The sequence below is a fragment of the Metapseudomonas otitidis genome (assembly GCF_011397855.1).
Lineage (GTDB): Bacteria > Pseudomonadota > Gammaproteobacteria > Pseudomonadales > Pseudomonadaceae > Metapseudomonas > Metapseudomonas otitidis.
Genome location: NZ_AP022642.1, coordinates 5576187 through 5599878, shown reverse-complemented (window position 1 = coordinate 5599878; position 23692 = coordinate 5576187). Strand labels below are relative to the sequence as shown.

General features: G+C 62.9%; 11 protein-coding genes and 1 pseudogene. 7 read left to right on the top strand and 5 right to left on the bottom strand.

Annotated elements, in window-relative coordinates; translation table 11 throughout:
- Positions 1 to 41: 41 nt before the first annotated feature.
- Positions 42 to 1790, bottom strand: coding sequence for a potassium/proton antiporter (locus PotMrB4_RS25920; protein ID WP_160483321.1), 1749 nt, complete (start codon positions 1788 to 1790; stop codon positions 42 to 44).
- Between the two features lie 429 nt (positions 1791 to 2219).
- Between PotMrB4_RS25920 and PotMrB4_RS25915 the strand changes: the two genes are divergently transcribed.
- The 3 genes from PotMrB4_RS25915 to PotMrB4_RS25905 all read left to right on the top strand — a co-directional run bounded on the left by PotMrB4_RS25915 (position 2220) and on the right by PotMrB4_RS25905 (position 13771).
- Positions 2220 to 3923 (top strand): ShlB/FhaC/HecB family hemolysin secretion/activation protein, encoded by a 1704-nt coding sequence (locus PotMrB4_RS25915; protein ID WP_394354010.1) that lies wholly within the window; start codon positions 2220 to 2222, stop codon positions 3921 to 3923.
- 26 nt (positions 3924 to 3949) lie between these two features.
- Positions 3950 to 12901, top strand: a complete 8952-nt coding sequence (locus tag PotMrB4_RS25910) for a hemagglutinin repeat-containing protein (protein WP_172434838.1) — start codon at positions 3950 to 3952, stop codon at positions 12899 to 12901.
- Positions 12902 to 13312: 411 nt separating this feature from the next.
- Positions 13313 to 13771 carry a hypothetical protein gene (locus PotMrB4_RS25905; protein WP_172434837.1) on the top strand — a complete coding sequence of 153 codons (459 nt, stop codon included), beginning with the start codon at positions 13313 to 13315 and terminating at the stop codon, positions 13769 to 13771.
- Positions 13772 to 13827: 56 nt separating this feature from the next.
- On the opposite strand, the pseudogene PotMrB4_RS25900 reads toward PotMrB4_RS25905, so the two are convergent.
- Positions 13828 to 14205: pseudogene (locus tag PotMrB4_RS25900) on the bottom strand (acyl-CoA dehydrogenase C-terminal domain-containing protein); the annotation flags it as partial.
- Between the two features lie 219 nt (positions 14206 to 14424).
- Between PotMrB4_RS25900 and PotMrB4_RS25895 the strand changes: the two are divergent.
- The 3 genes from PotMrB4_RS25895 (at position 14425) to PotMrB4_RS25885 (ending at position 17357) form a co-directional block, all read left to right on the top strand.
- On the top strand, positions 14425 to 14790 hold the full coding sequence (locus tag PotMrB4_RS25895) for a hypothetical protein (RefSeq protein ID WP_172434836.1): 366 nt from the start codon (positions 14425 to 14427) through the stop codon (positions 14788 to 14790).
- 445 nt (positions 14791 to 15235) lie between these two features.
- Complete coding sequence (locus tag PotMrB4_RS25890) at positions 15236 to 15601, top strand: hypothetical protein (RefSeq protein ID WP_172434835.1); 366 nt, start codon at positions 15236 to 15238, stop codon at positions 15599 to 15601.
- Between the two features lie 1297 nt (positions 15602 to 16898).
- Positions 16899 to 17357: a hypothetical protein gene (locus tag PotMrB4_RS25885; protein WP_172434834.1), complete on the top strand. Its 459-nt coding sequence runs from the start codon at positions 16899 to 16901 to the stop codon at positions 17355 to 17357.
- Positions 17358 to 17413: 56 nt separating this feature from the next.
- Here the strand turns inward: PotMrB4_RS25885 and PotMrB4_RS25880 are convergent, their stop codons facing one another.
- Positions 17414 to 19216 carry an acyl-CoA dehydrogenase gene (locus PotMrB4_RS25880; protein WP_172434833.1) on the bottom strand — a complete coding sequence of 601 codons (1803 nt, stop codon included), beginning with the start codon at positions 19214 to 19216 and terminating at the stop codon, positions 17414 to 17416.
- A gap of 138 nt (positions 19217 to 19354) precedes the next feature.
- Between PotMrB4_RS25880 and PotMrB4_RS25875 the strand changes: the two genes are divergently transcribed.
- On the top strand, positions 19355 to 20194 hold the full coding sequence (locus PotMrB4_RS25875) for a 23S rRNA (adenine(2030)-N(6))-methyltransferase RlmJ (RefSeq protein ID WP_172434832.1): 840 nt from the start codon (positions 19355 to 19357) through the stop codon (positions 20192 to 20194).
- A gap of 63 nt (positions 20195 to 20257) precedes the next feature.
- On the opposite strand, the gene msrA is transcribed toward PotMrB4_RS25875, so the two are convergent.
- A complete protein-coding gene (gene msrA, locus PotMrB4_RS25870) occupies positions 20258 to 20905 on the bottom strand; it encodes a peptide-methionine (S)-S-oxide reductase MsrA (RefSeq protein WP_044400952.1) in 648 nt (215 codons plus the stop codon).
- Positions 20906 to 20968: 63 nt separating this feature from the next.
- Positions 20969 to 23668: a putative bifunctional diguanylate cyclase/phosphodiesterase gene (locus PotMrB4_RS25865; protein ID WP_172434831.1), complete on the bottom strand. Its 2700-nt coding sequence runs from the start codon at positions 23666 to 23668 to the stop codon at positions 20969 to 20971.
- Positions 23669 to 23692 lie beyond the last annotated feature (24 nt).

The following is a 23692-nucleotide window of genomic DNA, read 5'->3' as shown; positions in this document are numbered from 1 at the left end:
GGTCGCTGCTGCCGGCAGCAGCTTAGCTGCAATCGTCGTGATCAGAGGAACAGGCCCGGTCCGGGGCGGGCGTGACCTTCGGGGAATCTGACGCCGACCTTGCGCACCTTGTTCCCTTCCATCAGGGCGACGGTCCAGGTCAGGCCGTTCCATTCCACCTGGTCGCCCACCACCGGCTCGCCGCCGATCTCGTGGGCGATGAAGCGGCCCAGGGGCTGGCTGCCGTCGATGTCGTCCAGGCGCAGGCCGTAGAGCGCGGCCACGGCGGACAGCTGGGCGTCGCCTTCGAGGACGAAGTCGCCGAAGAAGCGCAGGTCCAGGCCGCGCTGGGGCGCCTGGCTGAACAGTTTGCCGAGGCCGGGCAGGTCCTGTTCGTGGCCGACCACGCAGAGGATGTCGCCGGCCTCCAGCACGGTGGAGCCGGAGGGGTGCAGCAGTTCGGTGCCACGGAACAGGGCGGCGATGCGGGTGCCTTCGGGCATCTTCAGTTCGCGCAGGGCGGCGCCGATGCACCACTTCTCGGCACCCAGGCGGTAGACGAACAGCTCCCACTCGCTGGTGGGGTGCACCTCCAGCCCGGCACGGGAGATAGGTGCCGGCTCCGGCGGTACCGTCACCCGCAGCAGCTTGGCGGCCCAGGGCAGGCTGGTGCCCTGCAGCACCAGCGACACCAGGACGATGAAGAAGGCGACGTTGAAGAACAGCTGGGCGTTGGGCAGGCCGGCCATCAGCGGGAACACCGCGAGGATGATGGGCACCGCGCCGCGCAGGCCGACCCAGGCGATGAAGGCCTTCTCGCGGTTGTGGAACGCGCGGAAGGGGATCAGCCCCACCGCCACCGACAGCGGGCGGGCGACGAGGATCATCCACAGCGCCAGGCCCAGCGCCGGGACGATGATGGGCAGCAGGTCATGGGGGGTGACCAGCAGGCCGAGCACCAGGAACATGCCGATCTGCGCCAGCCAGGTCAGGCCGTCGAGCATGTGCAGGATGCCGTGGCGCGAGCGGATCGGGCGGTTGCCGAGAAACAGGCCGAACAGGTACACGGCGAGGATGCCGCTGCCGCCCACGGCGTTGGTGACGGCGAAGACCAGCAGGCCACCGGCGACCACCAGCAAGGGGTAGAGGCCGTTGGCGAGGGTCAGGCGGTTGATCAGCTGCAGCATCAGCCAGCCGCCGCCCAGCCCCAGCAGGGCGCCCAGGCCGAACTGCTGGGCGATGTGCACCGGGAAGCTCCAGCTGAAGCCGGTCTCGCCGCTGCTGAGCATCTCGATCAGGGTGATGGTCAGGAACACCGCCATCGGGTCGTTGCTGCCGGACTCGATCTCCAGGGTGGCGCTGACCCGCTCGTTGAGCCCGCGCCCGCCCAGCAGGCTGAACACCGCTGCGGCATCGGTGGAGCCGACGATGGCGCCGATCAGCAAGCCCTCCAGCAGGCTCAGGTTGAACAGCCAGGCGGCGGCCACGCCGGTCAGGCCGGCGGTGATCAGCACCCCGACCGTGGCCAGGGACAGCGACGGCCAGAGGGCCACGCGGAAGGTCGCGACGCGGGTTCGCAGGCCGCCGTCCAGCAGGATCACGGCCAGGGCCAGGTTCCCCACCAGGTAGGCCTGGGGGTAGTTGTTGAAGACAATGCCGCCGGGCCCGTCGTTGCCGGCGAGCATGCCGACCACCAGGAAGATCACCAGGATCGGGATGCCGAAGCGCGAGCCGAACGCACTGACGAGGATGCTCATGCCCACCAGCAACGCGCCGATCAGGAACAGGCTGTTGATGGTGGTTGCATCCACGTTGGCGGAACTCCTGCAAAGGGGGTACGAGGGCGGGGCGGAAAGGTGCATGCAGCGTGCATGCCAGCCGGATTCTAACCTGCCGACCGCAACGGCCCGCAAGCACAGTTTGGCCATGATCCGCAGGTTTTTTGGAACGGGTCTGACGGGCGTGGGGACGTTTTCGACTTGCTGGTCGGCGTGTTGGGCTGTGGGGCGGATGAGTGGGTTCCGCAGGGCGGGGGACGTTCTTCCCCTCGCTGTCGGTTGCTGTACAGGCGATCTCAAGGCTTCTGGGACGGAAGTTCCAGCTTGGTGCGGGTTCTTTTACCTGGGTCACATTTCTGACGTGAAGGTGTGCAACTGGTCGTGTGGCCGTTGTGTGGCGCCCTGCACTTCTTAGAATTCGCGCCCCGATGTCGATGTGCCACCACTCCAAGGAAGGTCGTCATGCGCATGCAGCCGTTTGCAGTCGGCTTCTGCCTGCTGTTGTTTCCTGTTTTCCAAGTCTTTGCCGCTGATCCCGTGGTGCCGTCCCCCGGCGACCGCGATCTGATCCGCGACCGCCAGGAGCGGCTGCTGGAAGAGCAGCGCAAGCGCCTGCAGGAACTGCAGCAACTGCCCGGCCGTGCCGAGCCGGTGGCGCCCAGCCAGCCCCAGGCACAGGGCCCGTGCTTCGACATCCAGCGCATCCGCCTGCAGGGCGTGCACCTGATCAGCGAGGTGCGCCAGCGCGAACTGCTCAAGCCCTTCGAACACCAGTGCCTGGACAGCGGGCGCCTCAACGACCTGCTCAAGGCCATCACCCAGCACTACATCGACCGCGGCTACGTCACCTCCCGCGCCTACCTGCCGCAGCAGGACCTGGCCGACGGCGAACTGGACGTCATCGTCGTCGAGGGTCGCCTGGAGGGCGTGGAAGGCTCGGCGATCGCCAGCGACCGCGAACTGGCCCTGGCCTCCCCGGCGCAGATCGGCGAGCCGCTGAACCTGCGGGAACTGGAGCAACTGGTGGAGCAGATCAACCGCCTGCCCTCGCGCCCCGCCGAACTGGAACTGGTGCCCGGCAGCGAAGTGGGCGGCAGCCGCGTCCAGCTCAAGGGCGAGCCCGGCAAGCCCTGGCGGGTCGGCTTCAACCGCCACAACGACGGCCAGCGCAGCACCGGCGAACAGCAGTGGGGCGCCAGCCTGGAATGGGACAGCCCCCTGGGCCTGGCCGACCAGCTCAGCCTGCGCGCCGGCGGCGACGCCGTCAGCGACCGCTGGCGCCACTCCGCCAACCAGAGCTTCGCCTACAGCCTGCCGTATGGCTGGTGGAGCTTCAGCTACGCCTACAGCCAGAGCTACTACCGCACGCGTACCCCGGGCCAGGGATTCGCCTTCGTCTCCGACGGCGAAAGCAAGACCCACCAACTGCGCGCCGACCGCGTCCTGCACCGCGACAGCGTCAGCAAGACCGGCCTCAGCCTCGGCCTCGCCCACCTGGAAACCCGCAACTACATCGAGAACGCCCTGCTGGGCAGTTCCAGCCCGCGCATCACCGAAACCCAGCTGGGCTTCAACCACGGCCGCCGTCTCGGCAGCGCCTTCGTCAACCTCGACCTCGGCTGGCAACAGGGCATCGGCGCCCTGGACGCCAAGAACAGCCGCATCGACGGCAAGAGCGGCACCAACGCCCGCTACGACAAATACAGCCTCACCGCCAGCTACCTGCAGCCCTTCCAGCTGCTCGGGGAAACCCTCAGCTTCGACAGCCTCATCAACTACCAGCGCAGCGAAGACGAACTCAACAGCCCCCAACGCATCAGCATCGGCGGCCTCAGCTCGGTGCGCGGCTTCAAGGACCAATCCCTGTCCGGCAACAGCGGCGGCTACTGGCGCAACCAGCTGCGCTGGACCCGCCCCGTGGACTGGGCACCCTTGCAGCCCTTCGTGCGCCAGTACGGCCTCGCCTTCGCCTACGACCTGGGCCAGATCCAGGGCGACCGCAACAACGCCCGCAGCCATGGCCGCCTGAGCGGCAACGCCCTCGAATTCAGCGCCCGCGGCCCGAACCTGGCCGTCTCGCTCACCTTCGCGCGGTCCCTGGAGCGCCCTGACGTCATCGAACGCCAGGAGCACCCGATCTACGCCCGCATCGACCTGTTCTACTGATTTCGCGTCACCCGGAGCCTCACCTCATGGACGTTCGCAGCCCCTTCTTCCAGAACATCGCCACCGTGCTCATCGGCGTCATGTTCCTCAACCCCATCGTCAGCACCGCCGCCGACCTCGCCGTGGACGCCGCCGCCGGCGGCAACACCAGTATTGGCGCCGCCGCCAACGGCGTACCCGTGGTCAACATCGCCACGCCCAACGGCAACGGCCTGTCGCACAACAAATTCAGCGACTACAACGTCGGCGAACAGGGGCTCATCCTCAACAACGCCACCAACAAACTGCAAAGCACCCAGCTGGGCGGCTACATCCTCGGCAACCCCAACCTCAACGGGCGTGCCGCCGGCGTCATCCTCAACGAAGTCACCGGCACCAACCCCAGCCAGCTCAAGGGCTACACCGAAGTGGCCGGGCAGGGCGCCCACGTCATCGTCGCCAACCCCCACGGCATCACCTGCGACGGCTGCGGCTTCATCAACACCCCCCGCGCCACCCTCAGCACCGGCGCCCCCGTGGTCGAGAACGGCACCCTCAAACGCTACGACGTCGACGGCGGACAGATCCGCATCGAAGGGCAGGGGCTCAACGCCGGCAACGTCGACCAGTTCGAACTGATCACCCGCAGCGCCCAGATCAACGCCGAACTGCACGCCCGGCAACTGGCAATGGTCACCGGCCGCAACGACGTCGACGCCACCACCCTCGCCGCCACCGCCAAGGCCGACGACGGCACCGACAAACCCCAACTGGCCATCGACAGCAGCGCCCTGGGCGGCATGTACGCCGGCGCCATCCGCCTCGTCGGCACCGAACAGGGCGTCGGCGTCAAACTGGCCGGCGACATGGCCGCCAGCGGCGGCGACATCCAGATCGACGCCAACGGCAAGCTGACCCTCGCGCGCACCGCCGCCAGCGGCAACCTCACCGCCAACGCCACCGACATCGAACTCACCCGCAGCACCTACGCCAGCGGCAACGCCCGCCTCACCACCGGCACCCTCGACAACCAGGAACGCCTCGCCGCCGGCGGCGACCTGCGCCTCAACGCCACCCACATCGACAACCCCGGCCGCCTCGAAGCCGGCGTACGCAGCGACGGCAGCGCCAACACCGACAACCCCGCCAGCGTCCTCGACATCCAGGGCGGCACCCTGCGCAACCGTGGCACCGTAAACGCCCAGGGCAGCCTCACCACCGACCTCGCCACCCTCGACAACCAGAGCGCCGAACTGGTCGCCAGCGGCAGCGCCCGGATCAAGGCCAGCACCCTCGACAACCGCCAGGGCGGCCAACTCATCGGCCGGCAGGACCTGACCCTCGACGGCCAGACGCTGGACAACCGCGGCGGCACCGTCGCGTCCAACAAAGCCCTCACCGTCACCGCCCGCGACCGCCTCGACAACCGCCAGGACGGCCTCATCCTCTCCAAAGCCGACGGCCTCACCCTCGACACCGCCGCCCTGGACAACCAGAACGGCACCGTCCAGGCCGACAGCGGCGAACTCAAGGCCACCGCCAACACCCTCGACAACCGCAACGGCAAACTCCTCACCGGCCAGGGCGCTCTGACCGTCGACGCCCAGGACCTGCGCAACCAGCAAGGGCGCCTCATCGCCCAGAACGGCACCCTCACCGCCCGCAGCGACACCCTCGACAACACGGCAGGCCGCCTCCAGGGCGACAGCGTCGACCTCACCACCCGCACCCGCCTCGACAACAGCCAAGGCCACATCACCGCCACCCAGGGCAACCTCAGCCTCACCCGCGGCGAACTGCTCAACGACAACGGCCAGATCCAGGCCAAGCACAGCCTCACGGTGAACGCCGACAGCCTGCGCAACCACAGCGGCAGCCTCGGCGCCGACACCATCGACCTCACCCTCGGCGGCCTGCTCGACAACAGCGGCGGCCTGGTGGAAGCCGCGCAGACCCTCAGCCTCGACCTCAACGACGCCCGCAACGCCAACGGCAAACTGCGCGCCCTGGGCAGCAGCGGCGAAAGCGTCTTCCGCCTTGGCGGCCGCTTCGACAACGACAACGGCCTGGTGGAAATCGGCAACGCCGCCTTCCGCCTCAGCAGCACCCAGCTCAGCAACCAGGGCGGCACCCTGCGCCACGTCGGCAACCAGGGCTTCGGCCTCAACCTGGCCGACGCCGGCCAGGCCGGCGGCCGCTTCCTCACCAACGGCACCCTCAGCCTCGACGTAGCCGACTGGACCAACAGCAGCCTGCTGCAGGCCCAGCGCATCGACCTCAAGGTTGGCCGCTTCACCCAGACGGCCACCGGGCAACTGGTGTCCATCGACGACATCACCGCCAGCGGCACCGACTGGACCAACGACGGCCTGATCGAAACCCAGGGCAAGCTCCAGCTCGCCCTCAGCGGCCGCTACCAGGGCAACGGCAGCCTCAAGAGCCAGGGCGACATGACCGTCAGCGCCGCCAGCGCCGAACTGGGCAGCGGCGCCCAACTGCGCAGCGGCGGCAACGGCGACTTCCGCCTGGGCGGCGCACTCACCAGCGCCGGCCAGCTCAGCGCCGCCGGCGACCTGCTGCTCAAGGCCGGCAGCGTGGACAACCGCGGCACCCTCGGCGCGGCCAAGGCCCTGCGCATCGAGAGCGACAGCCTGCGCAACGAGCGCGGCCTGGTGTTCAGCGGCGCGGACATGGTGCTGCGCACCGGCAGCCTGACCAACCTGCTGGGGGACCTCTACAGCCTGGGGAGCCTGAGCGTTGCGAGGGATGATGCCGGGGCACGCGCCGCGCTGCTGGAGAACATCTCCGGCTCCCTGGAAAGCTCGGGCGACATGAGCCTGCGGGCCGCCGTGCTGAGCAACCGCAAAGAGACCTTCGTCGAGGGGCGTGAGCTCACCTACGGCTACATCAGCGTGGTCTGCTACGACTGCAGCGGTGACCACCACAACGTCGACTACGTGGCCACCGAACGCTTCAAGACCATCGTCGCCAGCGATTCCGCTGCCGGCCGGATCAACTCGGGCGGCAACCTGGACATCCAGGGCGGTGCGGTCAGCAACCTGTACAGCAGCCTCAGCGCCACCGGCAACGTCGCCATCGTGGCCACCAGCCTGGACAACACCGGCGCGGCCAGCGGCACCATCGAACGCACGCGCCGCTTCAACACCGGGCGCGTCACGGACGGTACCGACGAGCGTTTCCGCGGGAACTACATCGACCCCTACAACGCCCGTCCGATGCCCAAGGAGATGCCCGGCGCGCTGTACGCCTGGAATCTGGTGAGCGACATCGAAACCCGCACGCCGACCGGCTCCGCTGCGCCGGCCATCATCCAGGCGGGCGGCAATGTGAGCATCCAGGCGACCCAGCCGCTCACCAACGATGCCGTCATCACCGGCCAGGCCCCCCAGGCCGGCGCGAGCCGCAGCCTGGACAGCCAGGTTTCCGATTCCAGCCAGCCGTTGGTGGTCCGGCTGAATGCCCAACTGGCCCCCGACGCTCAGCAGCAGGCCATCAACCCCGTCGCCTTGCCCGGCTTCAGCCTGCCCCAGGGGCAGAACGGGTTGTTCCGGGTCAACACCGACCCCGGCCACCCCTACCTGATCGAAACCAACCCGGTATTCGCCAGCCTGTCGGGCTTCATCAATTCCAGCTACCTGCTGGACCGCCTGGGCTTCAAGCCGGACGAGACCCAGCGTCGCCTGGGGGACGGCCTGTATGAGCAGCGCCTGCTCCGGGAGGCGGTCATCGCCCGTACCGGCAAGCGCTTCCTGGATGGGCTGGCCTCCGACGAGGCCCAGTTCAAGTACCTGATGGACAACGCCCTCGCCAGCAAGGAGCGCCTCAACCTCGCCCCGGGCATCGCCCTGAGCGCAGAGCAGGTCGCCGCGCTGACCCACGACATCGTGTGGATGGAGGAGCAGGAGGTCAGTGGGCAGAAGGTGCTGGTACCGGTGCTCTACCTGGCCCAGGCCAAGGACCGCCTGGCCCCGAGCGGCGCGCTGATCCAGGGCCGCGACGTGGCGCTGATCAGCGGCACCACCCTCACCAACAGCGGCACCCTGCGGGCCAGCAACAACCTCCAGGCCTCGGCCCTCAACGTCAGCAACAGCGGCCTGATGCAGGCCGGCGAGCGCCTGTCCCTGCTCGCCACCGACAGCATCCGCAATGCCCGTGGCGGCCTCATCAACGGCAAGGACGTCAGCGCCATCGCCCTCACCGACGACATCATCAACGAGCGCACCATCAGCCAGGAGTCCCGCAGCGGCAGGAACTTCAGCCAGCTCACCAGCGTGGTGGACAAGGCGGCCGGCTTCGAGGCCGGCAACAGCCTGAGCCTCACCGCCGGGAAGGACATCCAGAACATCGGCGGCAGCCTCAAGGCCGGCGGCAACGCCACCCTGAAGGCCGGCAACGACCTGGTCATCGCCTCTGCTGCCGAGGAAAACGGCAGCATGCGCCAGGACAAGCGCCATTTCTGGAGCACCACCAGCACCACCCAGCATGGGAGTGATGTGCAGGTGGGGGGGGATCTGGATGCCACCGCTACCCACGATATGCAGGTGCAGGCCAGCCGAGTCAGGGCGGAGGGAAGCGTTGACCTCGCGGCCGGCAATGATGTGCGCGTCACTTCGGCAGCGAACGAGCACTCCCAGGAATACCGCTACCGGCGCAGTTCCAAGCGCATCACCACCGAGGATCGCCAGGTCCAGCAGCAAGCCTCGCTAATTGAAGCGGGCAAGAACCTCAATCTGGTGGCTGGCAATGATGTGACCGTGACGGCCAGCCAGCTTGATTCGGGCGCGGAGGCATACCTCTACGCCGGTAACAACCTGGAGCTGCAGGCGGCCGAGAACAGCCAGTACTCCTTCCGCGAGCAGCAGAAGAAGTCCCGGAGCAGCAAGAAGTCGAGTCTCGACGAGACGACTACCGTCACCAACATTGGGGCCATCGTCAGCGCTGAGAACGACGTCGCGCTCGTTGCCAAGAACGACCTGAAGGTGCTGGGCAGCACCGTTGAGTCCAGCAAGGCAAAGGTGAGCCTTCTGGCGGGTGAGGACGTTGAGATCGATGTGGTATCGGACCTCACCCAAAGCCGTCATGAGCGCAGTTCCAGCAAGAAGAGCTGGGGCGGCTTCAAGTCCAGCAAGATGCAGAGCAAGGTCAATGAGACGAGTACTCAGGCCGTTGGCAGCCTCATCTCCGGCAACCAGGTTTCCGTTCAGTCCGGCAGGGACGTCACCGTCACCGGCTCCAGCGTTGTCAGCACCCAGGGCACCGAACTCGCGGCTGTGCGCGATCTGACGATCGATGCGGCGACCAATACCTTCGAGCGCGAGGCGAGCTACAAGTCCAAGAGCCGTGACCTGACTGGCATTCTGACCGCCAACAAGCTGGGGCTGGATGACATCACGGGCGATCTGCACCTTTCCATGAGCAGTGGCAAAGGCAGCAGCAAAGCCCAGGAAACCACTCTGACAGGCAGCACGATCGGCTCCAGCGAAGGCAGCGTTAAGCTCAGTGCCGGCCGTGAGCTGGGTGTCGTGGCCAGCGACATCGTCAGCGCCAAGAACCTCAGCCTCACCGGCTCCGATGTGGAGATTGCCGCAGGCAAGGAAACTGCGAGCCAAAGCAGCAAGGATTCGTCTCGCAGCCTTGCAGTGGGGCGTGTGGTCGGTGGCCAGATCGTCGATACGGCCAAGAGCATCTACAACAACGTCAAGGATGCACGGGATACCGACGATGACCGCCTGCGTGCGGTGAAAACTGCTCAGGCTGTCATGTCCGCTACTTCGCTGGCCCAGACGGGGAGCAGCGCGGCAGCGAACATCTCCGAGGGCAAACCGGCCAACAGCAGCGGTTCGCTCATCAAGATCGGCACCGAAGTGGCGCTGACCAACAAGAAGGCCACCAGCGAGTACACCAGCGAGCAGGCCAAGCAGTCGAACCTGAACGCGGGCGGAACCCTGAGCATCGTTGCAAACGGCAACGCTGAAACCAGCCAGGGCAACATCCACGTCATTGGTAGCAACCTCAAGGCAGCAGAGACTGAGTTGCTGGCCAAGCGCGACATCATCCTTGAAAGCGCGCAGAACCGTAGCGACTGGAACAACAAGGACACCACCAATCGCACCAGCGTGGGTGCCAGCTTCAACATCGGACAGCAGAACGGCTTCACGCTCGACCTTGGCGCCTCGGTCGCCAAGGCCCAGGGCAAGGGCCATGACGTGACCCAGGTGAACAGCCACCTGGATACCGGCACGCTGTCGATGGTCAGCGGCAAGGACACCACTCTGGCAGGGGCGCAGGTTCGCGCGGACAAGATCCAGGCCGTCGTCGGCGGGGATCTGAATATCGCCTCCCGGCAAGACCAGAGCGACAGCAAGCAGACCCAGAAGAACGGCGGTTTTGGCGCCAGCATCTGCGTGCCGCCGTTCTGCTACGGCGCCACGGTGAGCGGTTCCGCCAGCATCGGCGGCGCCAAGACGGAGATGAACTACAAGGCCGTCAACGAGCAGAGCGGCCTGTATGCCGGGCAGGGTGGCTACAACGTCAACGTGGAGGGCACCACGCGCCTCGACGGTAGCGTGATCGCCAGTGAGGCGACCGCTGACAAGAACCGCCTGAGCACTGACCGTCTCGAACACAGCGACATTCGCAACCGCAGCGAAATCAAGAGCCAGTCGGCCAGCGTCAGTGTCTCGTACAGCTCCGGCGGCAAGACAAAGGGTGGTGAAACCGTCCTTGCTGATTCCGGCGTCGGCGGCGGTCTACCGCTCGCGCTGTCCGAGTCGGACAAGAGCTGGACGCGCAGCGCCGTCAGCGAAGGCACCATCATCGTCCGCAACCCGGAAGGTGCTCAGGACCTGGCCGGTTTGAGCCGTGACACGGCGAGCGCGAACCAGGGACTGGACCGCCCTGATGAGAAGGCCATGCGCACCCGCATGGAGCTCATCCAGAGCACCGTTGCACTGGGGCAGAGCGTCGTCAGCGTGATTGCGCAGTCCAAGCAGAAGGACGCCGACGAGAAGATAGCTCGAGCCAAGCAGACCCAATCCAAGGAAGACTCCGACGCGGCCGAGATTGCACTGACGGAAGCGAAAAAGTGGAACGTGGGCGGTGAAAACCGCTGGATCGCCGATATCGCCACCGGCCTGGTCGCTGCCGGCCTGGGCGGTACGGGCACTTCCACGTCAATCGGCATCGTTGCCAATACGACGGCGGCCGATACCTTCAAGCGCATCGGCGACTACGCGGACGATCAGGCCAGAAACGCGACGGATCCCGCCGTCAAGGCCGCCTGGGGAGAGGGCGGGCCGGCTCGTGTCGCGTTGCACGCCGCTGCCGGCGCACTGCAGGGCTTAGCGGGGGGAAGTCCGCAGAGTGGGGCCCTGGGCGCTGGGCTGTCCGCAGCCGTCATGCCGGCCATAGAGGACGCGCTGAAAAACAGCGGTTACTCCGGTAGCAAGGAAGACCGTGACGCGATCTCGACGGTGCTCGCGGCCTCGATGGGAGTCGTTGCGGGTGGAGGAGATATTACTGGCAAAGCCGTGGCAGGCGGCACCGCCGCTGGCGTGGAGCGCTACAACCGTCAACTCCACCCGGAAGAAGTTCAGCGCATCAAGGAGCAGGCCAAAAAGCTTGCGGAAGAAACCGGTGTGACAGAAGACGAGGCCGCGCGATCCATGGCGTTGGCGCTCGCATTCTACGTGGACAAGGATTGGCACGATCTCATTTCAAGCAAGGGCGACAGCCTCTTTGATGCCAAGACGCTCAAACACCTGGCTATTGCACTTGCCCCGTTAGCGGCCCGATATGACGTCCCCGTTCTCGGTAGCGGATCGGACGTTCCCGGGCAGGAAGTTCCGATCCAGAAATACAGTGCGAGAGAAACACTGGATTTGCTGAAGGGATACAGTTCGTCCCGGACGTCTGAATATCTTGATCCGTCGATAAATCGGGAATATCTGGGGTATACCTCGTATTGGAGCTTCAATGACGAAGTTACGGCTCAGCGAGAGTTCTACAAGAAATACCTGAACTACAGTCAGGGTTTGTCTCCGCTTTCTTCGACGCTGGGAGCTCTTAAAGGATTCAACGATGGCGTGGGTAACACGGTCGAGGGAGCTTTCAACTTCGGCCTAAGTGTCATGGGGGGGCAAGGAGGGAATGCTGCGCTTAACGGCATCGCAGCGATTGCCAAAGAGCCAGGCGCTGCGATTGATAGTTATTTTGAGCATAACCAAGCGATAAATGCAGAAGCCTATTTGTATTGGCTGCAAGGTGATAGCTGGACTGCCCAACAGATAGAGTGGACCCGAGACACTGAACTCGCTGCTAATTTTGTGCCTGTGGGGGGCGGTGCCAAGGCGCTATCGGCGTTTGCCAAGGATGCATTTAAAGCAGGGAGTGTGAAGGCTAGCGGTGCTGGCGTGCTTGCTGGTGTTGCAGATGCTGAAGCTGGGTTGTCGGGCTCCAGAGGGGCTAGCGGGACAGCGGGAGAGACGAGCCACATTGGCAGCTCTCTGAGCGATCCGAAGACTACTCGCTGGAACCCCTCAGCTAAGGGTGAGAACTGCATAGCATGTGTTGCATCCTATATGACAGAGCGCCTTAATGGAGCCGCAGGTGAATTTCTATCCGCTGATGATGTTGAGCGTATATACGCATCAGTTCACCCTTCTCGGGGATTGCAATTGCCAGAAGCGGTCGAAATTCTTCATAGGGTTTCGAAGTCGGATATGGCTCCGGTGAGGTTGTCGCCATTTGCGGAAGGCGCTCCTGTTGGGCAGTACGCACTATTTTTTGGCCCGCGTGCAGACCAGTTGGAGCATGTGATACATGCTGAGGTTCTTCCAAATAACGGGGGGGTGAAAATGTTCGATCCGCAGAATGGTCTTAAGGTAGAGGTGGAGGATCTTCTCTCGCTAAGGATTATGTGGGGTCGAGATAAATATAGTCCTGTGATTCCTATTTTTATTCGGGGTGAAAAAAATTGAAAAAATCTAAAAATTTGTATGATTGTCACAGTTGTCTTATGGAGTCTACAGACCCAGTAAGATGTACCCATTGTGGGGTTTTGATACAGGAGATTGATATTTCAAAAGCGATGTTCATACCGCCCGTTTGGGGGTATGTAGTGGTGGAAAGCTCTGATCAGGAAGTTCTTGAGGTTGTTAGGCGCATAACGAGCGAGGTAACAAGTGCCTTTTACCACAACTTCTATATTTCTGAGGTTGCGGGTAAATTGCTGGTGAAATGCAACAATTATTCCGCTTCCCTGCTCATTCCTAGGCTGGAAGAAGAGCTATCTAGTCGTAAGCCAAGTCTCTTGATTTATTTTGAGGGCAAGTCTGAGTAGATGGTTTTGTGGTATGGGCTTAAGGCTGAGTTCAATGGGTATAAAGAATATGAAGCGTACTTTTCTTATCGCAGCCTTCGCTCTGGTGGCTGCCTGTTCCAATCAAGGCCCGGTAATTCCTCCGGTTACTTCCTATGACACACCCTCTGCCGCTATTCAGGCGTTCCGTGAAATCTGCCTGAAGACTGCGCCGGATTTTTCCCGGGCAGCGACTGCCGCCAAGGCGGTTGGCGTTGAGGTGGGCGATATGGGCTTCATGATGGCGGGCTTCAATGCGGACAAGAGCTTGGGCGTTCAGATCCAGGCAGGGAAGGAGTGCGTCGTGACCACGCCTTCGCAGCGGGACGAGAGCCTTACCCGGCAATTGCTGGACGCGGCTCGTGATTTGTCCGGTACGCCGGTTGCGCAAACCTCGCCTGCGAAGATCACGCTGGATGGCCAGGTTTTCATCCTTGCCCACGACCGGGCAGGCGGTGAGGCGTATGTGCTGTTGAAGGCTGAAGACTGACCGCGAGCCATAAAAAAGCCCCGCATGTGCGCGGGGCGTGAAAGGTCCGGTTGGACTCAGAACCAGTCGGCTTGCATGCCCAGGCAGGTGTCGTCGCGGGCTTCGAGGATGGCCAGGGCGTGGTGGACGCCGGGCACTTCCCAGGTGAGAAAGAAGCGGGCGGCCTGCAGTTTGCCTTTGTAGAACTCGGTGTCGGCGGGGTTGCCGTTGGCCAGGCCTTCCTGCGCGCGGATGGCCTGTTCCAGCCAGCGCCAGCCGATGACGGCGTGGCCGAAGCTGTTGAGGTAGAGCGCTGAGTTGGCCAGGGCCTGGGCGACCTTGCCCTGCATCAGGTCGCCGAGCAGGGCGAGGGTGACGCTGGAGAGGCGGGCGAGCAGTTGCTCGAGCGGTTGGCGCAGGGCGTCCAGTTCGCTGTGGGCGGCGGCGCGCTGGCAAGTCTCGTTCATCAGACGCTTGTGATAGCGGCTTTGCTCAGAATTTGGCCAATAAAATGGGCGTTCCGGTTGAGGCGCCTGCCAACCTAGTTTGGGCTTATGGTGATGGGCAGATGGTGGTTGCGCCGCGCGCATCATTAGATAAAAGATCTCCACTGTAAATACGCCAGATTTTTTGAAGCAAGGTAAGTTCAAGGTATTCAGTCCTAGGAGACCATAATGGAAAAAATGTCTTCTCTTGCATGTGAGGTGTGCGGCGGACGCTTAGAGGCTTTTAATCAGGGAAGTGCTCAAGGTTTAAAGTGTGTCAATTGTGACTGGTCATTGGTTACTACGCAGATTCCAGAAATCAGGGTTGATGAACAAGAATATTATGTCCTCTGTGATGGGGGTTTTAAGAGCGTGGCTCATATAAGAGCTGTTGCTGAAGTGTCAGGCTTAAATTTTTTGGAGGCTAGAAAGGCTCTTAAAGGGGGGCGTTTTGTAGTGTTTTCCGGTCAAGCAGTTGATGTTTTACGAGTTAAAGATATTCTTGGTTCTGCTGGGGTTCGGTATTCAATAGAGCCTGATTTTAGATGGGGCTAAGCAAGTATTTCTTGGATGGTGCGACTAAGATTCTCATGCGCCTATAAAGCTAAAATTTATTTCAATGGCGATGATGTGAAGTTTACAGTGGTGGAGCCAAGGTTTTTCGTGAGTTAAGTCGAAGTATGGGGCAAAGGTTAATTATTGCTTATCAAGTGCTCGCGCTCTTGGTTGGTTTTAGGTACTGCTGATTTTTAGTTAAAAACTGACCAAAGTGGTTCAGGTCGCTTGCTCGTTAAAGTGTTCTTGCCACCAATATGATTTGACTGTTAACGCTTCCTTGATCCAAAGCAGAGCTCTGCTGTCTTCGGCAGAAAATATCAATGTACCTCCGCTGGATCGATAGCAAAAACAGCATTACCTAGGTCGGACGCTCGAGCTCGGTGTGACCTATGCTCTAGTCTTCTGCAGTTGCCCCTATTCTGATTAGAGGTGGAAAAGGTTAATGGAAAAAACAACGCGCTTATATGAGTGCCATAGCTGCCTGATGGGGTCTAAAGATCCAGTAACATGCACGAATTGTGGAGTTTTAATCAGGAAGTTGGATCTTTCAGGGGCGATGGTGATCCCGCCTGTTTGGGGTGTTGTGGTAATCAATGACATTAATCAGGAAGAGCTGGGTGCTGTGAGCCGTGTGATAGATGAGGTGACGAATCGCTTCTATCAGAATTTCTCTACTTTTAAAGTGGATGGCGCTCTAGTAATAGAGTGCAACGAGATTGCTGCCGCTAAGCTGATACCTAGATTGGAAGATGAACTGCGTGGGTGTAGGCCAGATATCGTAATTTGTTTTGAGGGTAAGCCGGAGTAGGTGGTCAATTTTAGTGCCTGCCGTTTTTGAAAATAGGGTCAGGATTTTTTCTTGTCTACGAGGTGTTAGGTAGAATTCTGCTCAAGTAGATTTCTATGCCTAAGTTAGTTGTGGGGATTGGAAGTATTCGTATGGTGGCCGGATCATTTAGAGTCTTCTGTTAAAGTATGGGGTTGGAGGATTGTTTTTCACTGGTGGACTATTAAGGGATAAATATGACGGCAGGCGGTTCTGTTGTAGTAACTGGGTGGCTGATAATAATTGATTTTAAGCTATATCTTGTTCAGGTTGATCAGGCCGAGCAGGTTGAAAATTGCGAGAGCTCTCAGAGAATAGAAATGTCTGAGCCAGAAATAATTTTTTCGGTATTGGAGCGGATTTTGCCATTGGGAGGAGGTAATAGCTTTATATTTCACCGAGCTAGAGTTTGTGGCGTTATGACAAGTGGCGTGCAGAGAGTAGTCAAAGTGATTTCAATGTCGGTGGAAGAGAGAGGGGGTGGCTTTGTTCCAATCGCTATTGAGGGCAGCGCAGAGCGGCATAGGGCCAAGTATCAGGAATTTATCAGTAAGAGAGGGATAAAATCTAGCGATTGGCTCGATTACTATTAGGATTCAGCAGTGGTTTGCTGAGTTAATGGTCTAGTCATTTTTATTCTTCTTGTTTTGAGTTTTCCCTGCTCTTCTGCTAGCTATGTGGTAACGCGGTTGCATGCTGTGTGAGGTTTTTTGTTTTTTGGGTTGTAAGGGCTTTGGCAGGCTGTAGATTATATTTTTCTGGTTGGCTTGTTGTTGTATTGGTTGTTGTCAATATTTTATGTGGTGGTGTGGTTTTTCTATTGGGTTGTGGTGTGCGCTTTTATTTGTTCGAGGTTGAGGGGAAGTGAAAAGAACTGCGAAGCTATATCAGTGCTATAGCTGCCTGAGAGAGTCTACAGATCATTTAAATTGCACCAATTGTGGAGCGCCGATAGAGGAGCTTGATCTCACAAATGCAATGTTCATACCGCCAATTGGGGGGTATGTTGTGGTGGAAGGTTTTGATCAGGAAGCTCTTGAGGTGGTTAGGCGTATTGCGAGTGAGGTAGCAAATGCCTTTTACCACAATTTCTATATTTCAGAGGTTGCGGGTAAGTTGCTAGTGAAATGCAACGACTATTCCGCTTCCCTGCTCATTCCTAGGCTGGAGGAAGAGCTATCTAGTCGTAAGCCAAGTCTCTTGATTTATTTTGAGGGCAAGTCTGAGTAGATGGTTTTGTGGTAGGGGCTTAAGGCTGAATTCAATGGGTATAAAGAATATGAAGCGTACTTTTCTTATCGCAGCCTTCGCTCTGGTGGCTGCCTGTTCCAATCAAGGCCCGGTAATTCCTCCGGTTACTTCCAATGACACACCCTCTGCCGCTATTCAGGCGTTCCGTGAAATCTGCCTGAAGACTGCGCCCGACTTTTCCCGGGCAGCGACTGCCGCCAAGGCGGTGGGCGTTGAGGTGGGCGATATGGGCTTCATGATGGCCGGCTTCAAGGCGGACAAGAGCCTGGGCGTTCAGATCCAGGCAGGGAAGGAGTGCGTCGTGACCACGCCTTCGCAGCGGGACGAGAGCCTTACCCGGCAATTGCTGGACGCAGCTCGTGATTTGTCCGGTACGCCGGTTGCACAAACCTCGCCTGCGAAGATCACGCTGGGTGGCCAGGTTTTCATCCTCGCCCATGACCGGGCTGGCGGTGAGGCGTATGTGCTGTTGAAGGCTGAAGACTGACCGCGAGCCATAAAAAAGCCCCGCATGTGCGCGGGGCGTGAAAGGTCCGGTTGGACTCAGAACCAGTCGGTTTGCATGCCCAGGCAGGTGTCGTCGCGGGCTTCGAGGATGGCCAGGGCGTGGTGGACGCCGGGCACTTCCCAGGTGAGGAAGAAGCGGGCGGCCTGCAGTTTGCCTTTGTAGAACTCGGTGTCGGCGGCGTTGCCGTTGGCCAGGCCTTCCTGCGCGCGGATGGCCTGTTCCAGCCAGCGCCAGCCGATGACGGCGTGGCCGAAGCTGTTGAGGTAGAGCGCGGAGTTGGCCAGGGCCTGGGCGACCTTGCCCTGCATCAGGTCGCCGAGCAGGGCGAGGGTGACGCTGGAGAGGCGGGTGAGCAGTTGCTCCAGCGGTTGGCGCAGGGCGTCCAGTTCGTTGTGGGCGGCGGCGCGCTGGCAGGTCTCGTTCATCAGGCGGTTGAGCTGCTTCAGGCCGGCGCCGTTGTTCTGCGCCAGCTTGCGCCCGAGCAGGTCGAGGGACTGGATGCCGTGGGTGCCTTCGTGGATGGGGTTGAGGCGGTTGTCGCGGTAGTACTGCTCCACCGGGTATTCGCGGGTGTAGCCGTGGCCGCCGAGGACCTGGATGGCCAGTTCGTTGGCCTTGAGGCAGAACTCGGAGGGCCAGGACTTGACGATGGGGGTGAGCAGGTCGAGCAGTTCGTGGGCCTGCTGGCGGGCGCTGTCGTCGGCGAGGGTCTGGGTGTCGTCGAACAGGCGCGCGGCATACAGGCCGAGGTCGAAGGCGCCTTCGACGTAGGCCTTCTGGGTGAGCAGCAGGCGGCGTACGTCGGTGTGCTGGATGATCGGGATCTGCGGGCTGCTCGGGTCCTTGCCGTCGGCATGGCGGCCCTGGGGCCGGTTGCGGGCGTAGTCCAGTGAGTACAGGTAGCCGGCGTAGCCGAGCATGATGGCGCCCATGCCGACGCCGATGCGGGCCTCGTTCATCATCTGGAACATGTAGGACAGGCCGTGGTGGGGCTTGCCCACCAGGTAGCCGATGCATTCACCGTTGTCGCCGAAGTTGAGCGCGGTGGAGGTGGTGCCGCGCCAGCCCATCTTGTGGAACAGGCCGGCGAGGATGACGTCGTTGCGCTTGCCGAGGCTGCCGTCGTCGTTGACCAGGAACTTGGGGACGATGAACAGGCTGATGCCTTTCACGCCGGGCGGGGCGTCCGGCAGCTTGGCCAGGACCATGTGCACGATGTTCTCGGAGATCGGCTGGTCGCCGCCGGAGATGAAGATCTTGTTGCCCTTGAGGCGGTAGGTGCCGTCGGCCTGGGGTTCGGCGCGGGTGCGGATGTCCGACAGGGAGGAGCCGGCGTGGGGCTCGGTGAGCGCCATGGTGCCGAAGTAGCGGCCTTCGATCATGGGGGCGAGGAAGCGGGCCTTCTGCTCTTCGCTGCCGAAGCTTTCGATCAGGTTGCTGGCGCCCATGGTGAGCATGGCGTAGGACGCGGTGCCGGCGTTGGCGGATTGGAAGTGGGCGAAGCAGGCCTGGGACAGCAGGTTGGGCAGCTGCATGCCGCCGACCTCGAAGTCGCGGGTGGCGTTGAGGAAGCCGGCTTCGATGAAGGCTTCCAGCGCGGGCTTGACCTCGGGGATCAACTGGGCGGCGCCGTCGACGTACTGCGGTTCGTGCTCGTCGTTCTTGCGGTTGTGCGGGGCGAAGAGTTCTTCGGCAATGCCGCGCGCGGTGGCGAGGGCGGCGTCGAAGGTCTCGCGGTTGTGGTCGGCGAAGCGCGGGCGCTGGGTCAGGGCTTCGGCATCGAGCACTTCATAGAGTTCGAAGGCCAGGTTGCGGGAGCTGAGCAGGGTCTCGGACATGGTCGGTCTCCGGTGGAATGCCCGGAGTCTAGATTGGTGAATGAAGGCCGCCTAGCAACATCCATGAGGGTGATGCAGCGGCCAAACCCGGCCTGGGTCGCGGCTGGTAAACTGCGCGCCTCGCGAGGAAACCATGCCATGAACTACCGTCACGCCTTCCACGCCGGCAACCACGCCGACGTGCTCAAACACCTGGCCCTGGCCCGGATGATCGCCCTGCTGTCGCGCAAGGACGCCCCCTTCGCCTACCTGGACAGCCATGCCGGGGTCGGCCTCTATGACCTGGCCGGCGACCAGGCCAGCCGCACCGGCGAATGGGAGGAGGGTATCGGCCGGCTATGGGGCCGCGACGACCTGCCGGCTCCGATGGCGGACTACCTGGGCACCGTGGCCGCGCTGAACCCGTCGGGTACGCTGCGCTACTACCCGGGCTCGCCGGAGGTGGCGCGCCGGCTGATGCGCCCCCACGACCGCCTGGTGCTGAACGAGATGCACCCGGAAGACGGCCAGGCGCTGAAGGAGAACATGGCCGGTGATCGCCGGGTGACGGTGCGCCTCGGTGATGGCTGGCATCTGCCGCGGGCGCTGCTGCCGGCAGCGGAGAAGCGCGCGCTGATGCTGATCGATCCGCCGTTCGAACAGGCCGATGACCTGGAGCGCTGCGTGACGGCGCTGAAGGAGGCGATTGGCCGGATGCGCCAGACGGTGGTGGCGATCTGGTACCCGATCAAGGACGAGCGCCAGCTGAAGCGCTTCTACCAGGGGCTGTCGGCGTCCGGCGCGCCCAAGCTGCTGCGGGCGGAGCTGATGGTGCACCCGACGGACAACAGCATCGGCCTGAACGGTTCGGGGCTGGCCATCGCCAACCCGCCGTGGGGCCTGGAGGAGGAGCTGCGCGAGGTGCTGCCCTGGCTGGCCGATGAACTGGCCCAGAGCCAGGGCGACTGGCGGTTGGACTGGCTGATCGCCGAGGGCTAGCAGACTTCCGCAGCGCCGATGGCGTTGCCGCTGCGGCGCTCAGGGTGCGATCAGCACTCGGGGTCAGGCCGGCAGGCAGACGCCGGTGCCGCCCAGCCCGCAGTAGCCGTTGGGGTTCTTGGCCAGGTATTGCTGGTGGTAGGCCTCGGCGTAGTAGAAGGCCGGTGCTTCGGCGATCTCGGTGGTGATGGCGCCGTAGCCGGCCTTGTCCAGTTCGGCCTGGAAGCGCGCTTCGCTGGCACGGGCGGCCTGGAGTTGGGCGTCGCTGGTGCAGTAGATCGCGGAGCGGTACTGGGTGCCGATGTCGTTGCCCTGGCGCATACCCTGGGTGGGGTTGTGGGCTTCCCAGAACACTGCGAGCAGCCGTTCGTAGCTGATCACACGCGGGTCGAACACCACCAGCACCACTTCGGTGTGCCCGGTGAGGCCGGAGCAGACTTCGTCATAGGTGGGGTTGGGGGTGTGGCCTCCGGCGTAGCCGACGGCGGTGCTCCAGACCCCTTCCTGTTGCCAGAAGCGCCGCTCGGCGCCCCAGAAGCAGCCGAGGCCGAATACGGCCTGTTCCAGCCCGGCGGGGAAGGGCGCTTGCAGCGGGTGGCCGTTGACGTAATGAGCTTCGGGCACCGGCATCGGGGTCTCACGGCCGGGCAGCGCCTGGGCGGCGGTGGGCAGTTCGATCTTGTGGGCGAGGATCTGTGAGCGCAGGACCATGGCGTTCTCCTGAGGATGGGGCTGGTCGATAGACCCGCTTCGGGGCCTGATGTTACAGCGGCGTCAGTGAGCCGTGCGGCAGGGGTAGCGGTGCAGGCTCTCGATGAGCTGGGCGCCGGGAATGGGCTTGTCGAACAGGTAGCCCTGGCCGACGTCGCAGCGCTGGCGGCGCAGGAAGCCCAGCTGCGCGGCGGTTTCGATGCCTTCGGCGACCACCTTGAGCTTGAGCTTGTGGGCCATGGCGATCACGGCGGCGGTGATTTCCATGTCGTCGGAGTTGTCGGGGATGTCGTTGATGAAGCTGCGGTCGATCTTGATGACGTCGATGGGGAACTTCTTCAGGTAGCTCAGGGAGGAGTAACCGGTGCCGAAGTCGTCCATCGCCAGGGTGAGCCCGAGTGCCTTGAGGCGGTTGAGCTGCAGGCGGGTGTCGTCGGTGGCCTCCAGCAACAGGCCTTCGGTCAGCTCCAGTTCCAGCAGCGCGGGGGGCAGTTCCTCTTCTTGGAGGATGGCGGCGATGGAGCCCACCAGGTCGGGGTCGCTGAACTGCTTGGGCGAGAGGTTGATGGCGACCTGCACCTGGCCGAGGCCGGCGGCGCTGAGGCGGCGGCTCATGCGGCAGGCTTCGCGGATCACCCATTTGCCGATGGGGATGATCATCCCGGTCTCTTCGGCGACGCTGATGAACTGGTCCGGGCGGATCATGCCGCGCTCGGGATGCTGCCAGCGCAGCAGCGCTTCCATGCCGAGCAGTTGGCCGCTGCGCAGGCACAGCTTGGGCTGGTAGAAGACTTCCAGTTCGTTCTGCGCCAGGGCGCGGCGCAGGTTGTTCTCGACGAAGAGCTTGTAGCTGGCCTCGGCGTTGAGGGTCTCGGTGAACAGCTGCAGCTGGTGCTTGCCGTTGGCCTTGGCCTTGTGCAGGGCGAGGCCGGCGTGCTTCATCAGGGTCTGCGGGTCACGCCCGTGCTGGGGGGCGCAGGCGAGGCCGAGGGAGCCGGTGACGCTGATCAGCTGATTGTCGACGAACAGGGGTTTGTCCAGGGTGCGGAGGATCTGGCCGGCGGTCTTCTGGCCGGTCTCCAGGTCGGCGCCGTCGAGCAGCACGGCGAATTCGTTGCTGGCGAAGCGGGCGAGGATGTCGCCGGGGCTCAGGGTGTTGCGCAGGCGCCGGGCGAGGCTGACCAGGAGCTTGTCGCCGGTCTGGTGGCCGAGGCTGTCGTTGATCCGCTTGAAGTTGTCGATGTCCACCAGCAGCAGGCAGAGGGGCGACTCCTGTTCGTGGCGGAAGCGCTCTTCGAGGCTGCGGATGAAGTAGGGACGGTTGCCGAGGCCGGTGAGGTTGTCGGTGTAGGCCAGCTTCTCGATGCGCTGCTGGGCCAGCTTGTTGTGGGTGATGTCTTCGTAGATGCCGATGTAGTGCGTCAGCTCGCCGTTCTCGCCGAAAACCTTGGAGATGGACAACTGGCCCCAGTAGGGCTCGAGGTTCTTGCGGCGGCTGCGGAACTCGCCCTGCCAGCTGTTGCAGGTGCTGAGGCTGGAGCGGGCATCGAACAGCAGGTCGCTGAGGTTCTCCAGGGCGGGCAGGTCGGAGAGGCGGCGGCCATGGACTTCGTCGGCGCTGTACTGGGTGATGGCGGTGAAGCTGGGGTTGACGTATTCCACCAGGCCGTCGCGGTCCACCAGCAGGAAGGCGCTGGCGCTCTGTTCGACCGCGCGCTGGAACAGGTGCAGGGCGGTGGTGGCGTCGAGGCGCTGCTGGTTGACCAGCACCTGGGCGAACTGGTCGGCCAGTTCGCCGGCGAAGGCGATCTCGTCGCTTTGCCAGACACGGGGTGCGCCGGTGTGCTCCAGGCACAGCACGCCGACCACTTCACCGCCGATGCGCACGCTGGCGTCGAGCAGGGCGACGACGCCGGAGGGCTTGAGGTATTCCTCCTGCAGCTCGCTGGTGCGGGGGTCACGCTGGGCGCTGTGGGCGTCGATGGCGCGGCCGCTGTGCAGGGCCTCCAGGTAGCGCGGGAAACGGCTGACGTCGATCACCGGCGGCAGCTCGTGGTGCCCCTGGTCGCGCAGGTAGCGGCTGACCGGGCGCAGGGTGGTGTCTTCGAGCATCCACAGGGAGGCGCGGGCTACTTCGTAGGCTTCGCAGGCGGCCTGGGTGATCAGCCGCGCGGCTTCCTGCGCCGGGTCACCCGCGCTGTAGCGGTGGCGGGCCAGGCGGACGATGAGGCTTTGCTGGGCGCGGGAGCGGATGAGGTGCTGCAGGTGGTCTTCCTGGGAGCGCTGGTACAGCTCCAGGGAACTCTTGAGGCGGGCGTTCTGGGCTTCCAGCTCCTGGATCTGCTGGGCGTGGTCGGATTCCTCCACCGGGGTGTCCACCAGCAGCAGGTAGCCCCGCAGCAGCTGCCGGCCGTGCTGCTGGAAGGCTTCGCCGATCTCCAGCAGCTGGAGCACGCCGTCGGGGCCGTGAAGCGGGTAGTGCACCTGGTAGTTGGCGCCGGAGACCAGTTGCTGCTGGATGTCGTCGTGCAGCCGGTAGCGCGACTCGGGGCTCATCAGGCTGGCGTAGGGCGAGCCCACCAGGGCGCAGAGTTCGGTGGCGGGCAGGCCGATGTGGCGTTCGCAACTGGCATCGAGGAAGAGCATCGCCCAACTGGCTTCGTTCAGCCGCTCGAAACGCATGAGGCCAAGCCGCGAAGGGACTGGCAACTGCGTCACAACCTCGGCCACCGTACGGCTGGCGGCATCGGGATGGCTTTTCATCGGGCGGGTGGGTTCCAGTATGCT

Excerpts from the sequence above, each read along its gene's own strand:
- msrA (WP_044400952.1), bottom strand. The coding sequence starts at position 20,905 with ATGGTCCTGCGCTCACAGATCCTCGCCCACAAGATCGAACTGCCCACC.
- PotMrB4_RS25885 (WP_172434834.1), top strand. The coding sequence starts at position 16,899 with ATGAAGCGTACTTTTCTTATCGCAGCCTTCGCTCTGGTGGCTGCCTGT.
- PotMrB4_RS25880 (WP_172434833.1), bottom strand. The coding sequence starts at position 19,216 with ATGTCCGAGACCCTGCTCAGCTCCCGCAACCTGGCCTTCGAACTCTAT.
- PotMrB4_RS25915 (WP_394354010.1), top strand. The coding sequence starts at position 2,220 with ATGCGCATGCAGCCGTTTGCAGTCGGCTTCTGCCTGCTGTTGTTTCCT.
- PotMrB4_RS25905 (WP_172434837.1), top strand. The coding sequence starts at position 13,313 with ATGAAGCGTACTTTTCTTATCGCAGCCTTCGCTCTGGTGGCTGCCTGT.
- PotMrB4_RS25895 (WP_172434836.1), top strand. The coding sequence starts at position 14,425 with ATGGAAAAAATGTCTTCTCTTGCATGTGAGGTGTGCGGCGGACGCTTA.
- PotMrB4_RS25890 (WP_172434835.1), top strand. The coding sequence starts at position 15,236 with ATGGAAAAAACAACGCGCTTATATGAGTGCCATAGCTGCCTGATGGGG.
- PotMrB4_RS25865 (WP_172434831.1), bottom strand. The coding sequence starts at position 23,668 with ATGAAAAGCCATCCCGATGCCGCCAGCCGTACGGTGGCCGAGGTTGTG.
- PotMrB4_RS25875 (WP_172434832.1), top strand. The coding sequence starts at position 19,355 with ATGAACTACCGTCACGCCTTCCACGCCGGCAACCACGCCGACGTGCTC.
- PotMrB4_RS25910 (WP_172434838.1), top strand. The coding sequence starts at position 3,950 with ATGGACGTTCGCAGCCCCTTCTTCCAGAACATCGCCACCGTGCTCATC.